The organism is Actinomyces sp. 565 (assembly GCF_010365615.1).
Taxonomy (GTDB): domain Bacteria; phylum Actinomycetota; class Actinomycetes; order Actinomycetales; family Actinomycetaceae; genus Actinomyces.
Genome location: NZ_PIZD01000009.1, coordinates 1 through 5,697 on the forward strand (window position 1 = coordinate 1; position 5,697 = coordinate 5,697).

A 5,697-nucleotide genomic window follows, 5' to 3' on the forward strand; every position below is an offset into this window, starting at 1 on the left:
CTCGTCCGTGACGGCGGCTCCTCGGGCTCGCTGCTCGCCCTGCACTCGAACGGTGAGCAGCAGTGGCGCGTCGACGGCGGCTTCAGGGAGGCGCGTGTCAGTGGGGGCTTCGTGGTCACCTACGAGACCGGCTCGAAGCGGGTGCTCGTGCTTTCCGCCGACACCGGCGAGGTCCTGCTGTCGGCGGCCTCGGAGGACAGTCCCGACTTCGGCTCCTACCTTCCCGGCGGCGTCGGCGTCGATGTGGGTCCCCAGGCCTTCTACGTCGTGGACGGTGACGAGGTCACCGTGTACGACGCCGAGGGCACCGCGGTCGGCACCGTTGCGGGGGCCGGCACGCGCACGGACTGGCTGGTCTCCTCCGACGTGACGCCGGAGCAGCTCCTGGCGCTACTGCGCAGCGTCGCCGCGGGCGGCGGTGTGCAGGTACGTGGGAGCGGGGATGCGACGGCGATCGAGGTAGACGTGTTCGCGTGCACGGCGTCCGGCCCGGGCTCCGTGGCCTATGCCGTGCCCGAGCGAACCGCGGGGGAGGCCTGCGTGATCACCCCGGAGGGGCTGATCGGCGGAGACGACGGGGTGCTGTTCACCATGGGGCAGCCCTCAAAGCGCGCAGACGCCACCGGTGACAACGTGATCGCCTACGACCTCGACGGCGGTGAGCAGCTCTGGCAGGTTGCGGGCACCCTGCTGGGAGTGGTCCCGGCGTCGGACAAGGCGGCGGGTGACAGTGCCGGCGCGCCCCGCATCCTGGTGGCCGAGGGGGATGACTTGGTGATCCACGGACTCGTCAAGCAGTGAGACGCGTTCCCGCTCAGGCCTGGGCCACCGGAATGTCGGTCAGGCGCGCGGCGAGGTTCTTGCCGGGCAGGTCCAGTGTGATGGTCTCGCCACCCGGGTACGGCCAGATGATCGGCAGGCGCATGGCCTCGCCGCGCACGATCTCACGCACACTCCGATTGGTGACGGGGACGTACTCGCCTTCGGCGTCCAGGTAGTTGGCCGCCAGGTAGCGCGCGCCGCCCTCCAGCAGCGTTGGATTGTGGACCGCGCTGAATGAGGCCGGCCAGTGCAGAATCTGCAGCTCGTCGGGCAGGGCGAACAGGCTCACCGTGATGTTGACGTCCTCCTGCGTGCTCAGTAGGAGTGAGCCCGTCACATAGTCGCCGACGCGCGTCACGGACTCCATCGACAGGTGGACCGTTTGATCATTGATGCGCACGTCCACGCCGTCGGCGCCAGTGCCCACCGGGCCGACGGACCTGGGCACCTGCCCCGCTGAAGTCGATGAGGTGTCCGCCGGCGCGGACGGGGCAGTAGCCGTGGCGGACAGTGCTGTCGCCTCCGCAGGGTTCTTCGGCGTCAGCTCCACCTCAACCCGGCGGTTCACGGCACGCGCCTCATCCGAAGTCCCCTCCGCCCGCGGCTCGGCCTCGCCCTTGCCCCTGACAGTGGTGTCCCAGTGAGTCAGATCCGTCAGTTCGCCCAGTCGGTCGGCGACCGCCCGGGCGCGCCGCTCAGACAGGTCCTGGTTGTAGTCCTCCTCGTCGACGTCGTCCGTGTGTCCCGTAACCGACAGCTCCCCGCCGGACGGGTAAAGCGTCAGCTGTTCGACCACCTTGGCCAGGACCTCATCAGCCTGTGCGGACAGCTCCGTCGAGTCCGATCCGAAGGTCACGTCTCCAGAGACCGTCACCGTCGTGGAGTCCTCATCCGCATCGGTGTCATAGGAGCCGTCGGTGGCGACCACCAGCGAACTGAGGCGGAAGGGGCCGGGATCGGCCTCGCGGTCGATCTCCGCCACGCTGAGCATCTCACCGACCTTAAAGCCGGCGTCCTCGGGGTCGACTACCGGGACTCCCACCGCCACGCCGACGCTCGGAAGGAACAGCTCAACCGTCTCGACGCCGTCATCTACCGCCTCGAACACCGGGAACACCTCTACCGAGGACAAGCGCGAGATCTCGTCGAACATCTCGTCGGAGCGATCTCCGAGCTCGGGGAATACGAGGGACTGCCGCAACGAGAGCAATCGCATTCCGCGCATCGAGTAGGGCGACGAGGGTGCACTGAAGGTCGAGGAGAGAGTCAGTTCCTCATCGGAGTCAGTGGACACCTCCACCCGGACGATGGTGTAACCGTCCTGCACCGTGGCAGGCCCTACACGGAAAGTGGCAGCCACCCCGTCGAGAGCTGATTCCAGTGCGACCGCGCCGCTCGCGTCCGCGGTCGGCACCGGGGGTGCGCTCACCGCGGGAGACGCCACAGAACTGCTCGAGTCGTCGGTGGAATCGGTCGCCTGCCAAAGGGGCCCGCCGGAGCAGGCGGCCAGGCCGGTGCCTGCCGCGCACAGCGACAGGAGGGAGAGCAGGGAGCGGCGGGGAAGACCGCTGGGGCTACGGAGTGTGGACTTCATGATGCGCCTTTCTGAACTCATCTGGAATCAATTGGGCTGGCGCGAAGACGCTATTGCCGGTACGCGACGACCGCGATGGGCAGAACTCAACGTCTCCCCGGGTGTACCCGGATACTCCCCGGGTACACCCGGGGAGTGTGGCAGTGGTGCCCATGGCGCCCAATTATTTGTTTTGTTACGGTTGTCGGGTTCAAGAGCCTCTACAGGTCTTGTTTAGGAGTGGTGGCGGTTATGTTGCGTCGTCGTGAGGTGCTGACCGGTTCGGCGGCTATGGCGGTGGGTGTGGTGCTGGCGTCCTGCTCGAGCGGAGCCGGTGGTGAGGGTGAGGATGCTGTGGCGACGTCGTCCGGCGAGTCGACCATGGCGAGTAGTACCTCGCCGGCGCCCGTGTCTTCCGATCCGGTGGTGCTGAAGTCGGTGTGGCAGGGCGAGGCGCTGACTACGCGTGTGGGTCCTGCGGTGGTGCAGGGCGGCTACACCGTGGTGATGATGACCATTTCCGTTGATTCCGGCGAGCGCTTTTCGCTCGGGAATTCTATGTTTGGTGACGGGTTGAATATAGGCACATTGGCGTCCGTCAAGTTGACCTCCCTCAGGGATAATGTTGTGTATCGCGAGGTGGGACGAGCCCGCGTAGTGGCCGGGTATATCGAACCGGGCGCCTCGGCGGAGTTGTTCCCGGTGTTCGGCGCCTTGCCGGATGGTGTGGAGTCGGTCGAGCTGTTGCTGCCGACAATGGGCATGGCACTGAATGTGCCGGTGGTGGCTGCCGGTGCTGCGGGGTTTGATGTGACGGCGGCGATTGCTGATGCTCAAATCGATGAGAGTATTCATTCCGGCCCGTTTGAGTTGAATTCATTGGTGGTGGCTGCGGATCGTTCATCGGATACAGAGAAAGATGATGCCTCGACGACGGTGAATGTGTCGGGGGACGTGTTGTTCGCGACGGACTCGGCGGATCTGAGTGATGCCGCTGATGCGGTCCTGGCGTCGGTGGTGGAGCAGCTGGAGCTTCACCCCTCAGGCGGTGAGCTGGCGGTTACGGGGCATACGGATGATGTGAGCACCGATGCGCATAACCAGGACTTGTCGGAGCAGCGGGCCAAGGCCGTGTCGGATCGCCTGGGGGAGCTGACCGACTTGTCTGCTTGGGAGACGTCCGTGTCGGGTAAGGGGGAGTCGGAGCCGCGGGTGGCTAACGATTCGGATGAGAACCGGCAGCTGAACCGGCGGGTGGAGATCGTGCTTACACCCGCCGATCCTGACGAGGGCGCTGCGGCAGGCGCTACCTCGACTGGAGGTTCGGGTGATATGCCAGATCCCAAGGGGCCGGCTGGGCGAGGGCCGGACGGCGTGGACATCGAGATCGATGGCGTGCCCGCCCGTATCTCCCTTGCGAGTGTCACCAGGCATGAGGGGTACCTGATCGGCACGGTCACGATCGCCTCGAAGCAGGAGTTGAGTGTCCCGCCGTTCTTGATGGAGATCCCTCATGATTTGCTTTTCATTAGGATGTGGTCGTCGTATGCGACCTCGGGCTGTACCCTTTTGAAGGGGGACTCCCGGCATCTGGTCGTCGACTTCATGAACTCCGATGAAGACAGCGTTGTCCTGGCCGGCTACATATCGGGGACCATGAAGGCGGATGACGTTCGCAGTCTTCCGGTTGTGTGGCCGGACACGGGTGAGGACACTGTCATCATGGACATGATCGGTGAGGATGACGCATTCGGTCAGCATCTGGCCGTGCGCCTCACCGACATCCCCGTCGTCGACGGGTGAGGGCGTGGGTGGCTCGGACGCCCTGGGCGCGGTATGGTCGACCCAATTCGTTATCCGGGTGTCGCCGCCGTGCTCGGGAGGCGGCACGCGGCGACGGCCGACATCCAGGTGAACCTGGGAGAGCCCGGGTGTACCTGGGTGAACGCAGCAGCGGTGATGAGAAAGGGGAGCTCATGCGCGATAGGCCCCGCCCCGGCGCCGACACTCGGCTGCCCCGCCGCGTGGTGCTGGCGCTGCCGGCACTCGCCGGCGTCGGCGCCGTCGCGGCTTGCGGCAAGAACCGGCAGGCGCCGGTGGTGCAGGCGACCCCCACTGCCGGCGGCGGAGCATCCGCGACGGCCTCAGCCGCCGTGAACGGGCCCGTTGAGGTCAGGGGAACCCTTGCGGGCCAGGAGATCCTGCTTTCCGTCGGCCCCGTGGTGCGCACCGAGCATGCGGGCGAGGAGCTGGCGATCCTGCCGATTCGCGCGGAATCGGCGGGCAGCAACACGCAGGCGGTGAGCATCGGCGAGCGGCTGATCGGCTCGCTGCTGTCCTCGGTTGCTGAGTACAAGCCCCTGAGGCTGATTGACACCGCCGGGTCGCGCCTGTGGTCCACCACCAGCCTGCAGGGATTGTTCAAGCCGCTTCAGCCCGGCCAGGGCCTGGACCTGCGCGCGACCTTCGGGCCGGTCGACGTCGACACGGTCACGGTCTTCCTCTCGGGCTTCGGCTTCGCACAGGTGGCGGTGGTGGATGCCGACGCCGACGGCGCGCCCAGGCTCGACGTTGACGCAATTGTTGCCGCCGCCAACCCGCACGCCCCGTTGCGCGCCCCGGTGCCGCTGGAGCGCTACGCCGAGGCGCTTGACGGTTCCTCCAGCGGCCTTACCACCGATGAGGAGACCACCGTCGAGGTCTCCAGTGACATAACCTTCGACTCCGACTCCGCCGAGCTGTCCGCCGCTGCCGATGCCGTCCTCTCCGGCGTCGCACAGACCATATCCGAGTATGACGGCGGCGACCTGGAGATCATCGGGCACACCGACGACGTCGGCGACGACGCCCACAACCAGTCCCTGTCCGAGCAGCGCGCCCAAGCCGTCTCCAGCCGCCTGGGCGAACTGACCGACCTGGGCGGCTGGGACGTGTCCGTCTCCGGAAAGGGGGAGAGCGAGCCGAAGGTCACCAACGATTCCGATGCGCACCGGCAGGCCAACCGGAGGGTGGAGATCGTCATCACCCCCGCCGGCGGCACCGACGGCTCCCTGTCCCGCTCCGACGGCGACACCACGCTCCCGGACCCGGCCGGCCCCCAGGGTCGTGGGCCCGGCGGAGTGACTGTTGATGCCGCCGAGCCCGATTCCGGTCAGGTCGTCGTCTTCCTGGAGCAGGTGACCCGACGGGACGGACTGCTGTTTGGGGAGCTGAAGCTGGAGGGCGGCAAGGGCGGTTCCGGGACGGCTATGAACCTCGGCTGGGTCAACGACCCCGGTGACGCGTTGGCCAACGCGCGCGGG

General features: G+C 66.9%; 3 protein-coding genes and 1 pseudogene. 3 read left to right on the plus strand and 1 reads right to left on the minus strand.

Translation table 11 applies throughout. The features are described from left to right. Positions 1–801, plus strand: a pseudogene (locus tag GZ997_RS01885) (response regulator transcription factor); the annotation flags it as partial. Positions 802–814: 13 nt separating this feature from the next. Here GZ997_RS01885 and GZ997_RS01890 read toward each other — a convergent pair. Beyond that, positions 815–2,416, minus strand: a complete 1,602-nt coding sequence (locus tag GZ997_RS01890; protein ID WP_203233905.1) for an OmpA family protein — start codon at positions 2,414–2,416, stop codon at positions 815–817. Positions 2,417–2,647: 231 nt separating this feature from the next. On the opposite strand from GZ997_RS01890, the gene GZ997_RS01895 reads away from it, so the two are divergent. Beyond that, positions 2,648–4,198 (plus strand): OmpA family protein, encoded by a 1,551-nt coding sequence (locus GZ997_RS01895; RefSeq protein WP_238994182.1) that lies wholly within the window; start codon positions 2,648–2,650, stop codon positions 4,196–4,198. Positions 4,199–4,371: 173 nt separating this feature from the next. Beyond that, on the plus strand, positions 4,372–5,697 hold a 1,326-nt coding region (locus GZ997_RS01900), incomplete at its 3' end, for an OmpA family protein (RefSeq protein ID WP_162678631.1).

Excerpts from the sequence above, each read along its gene's own strand:
- GZ997_RS01890 (WP_203233905.1), bottom strand. The coding sequence starts at position 2,416 with ATGAAGTCCACACTCCGTAGCCCCAGCGGTCTTCCCCGCCGCTCCCTG.
- GZ997_RS01895 (WP_238994182.1), top strand. The coding sequence starts at position 2,648 with ATGTTGCGTCGTCGTGAGGTGCTGACCGGTTCGGCGGCTATGGCGGTG.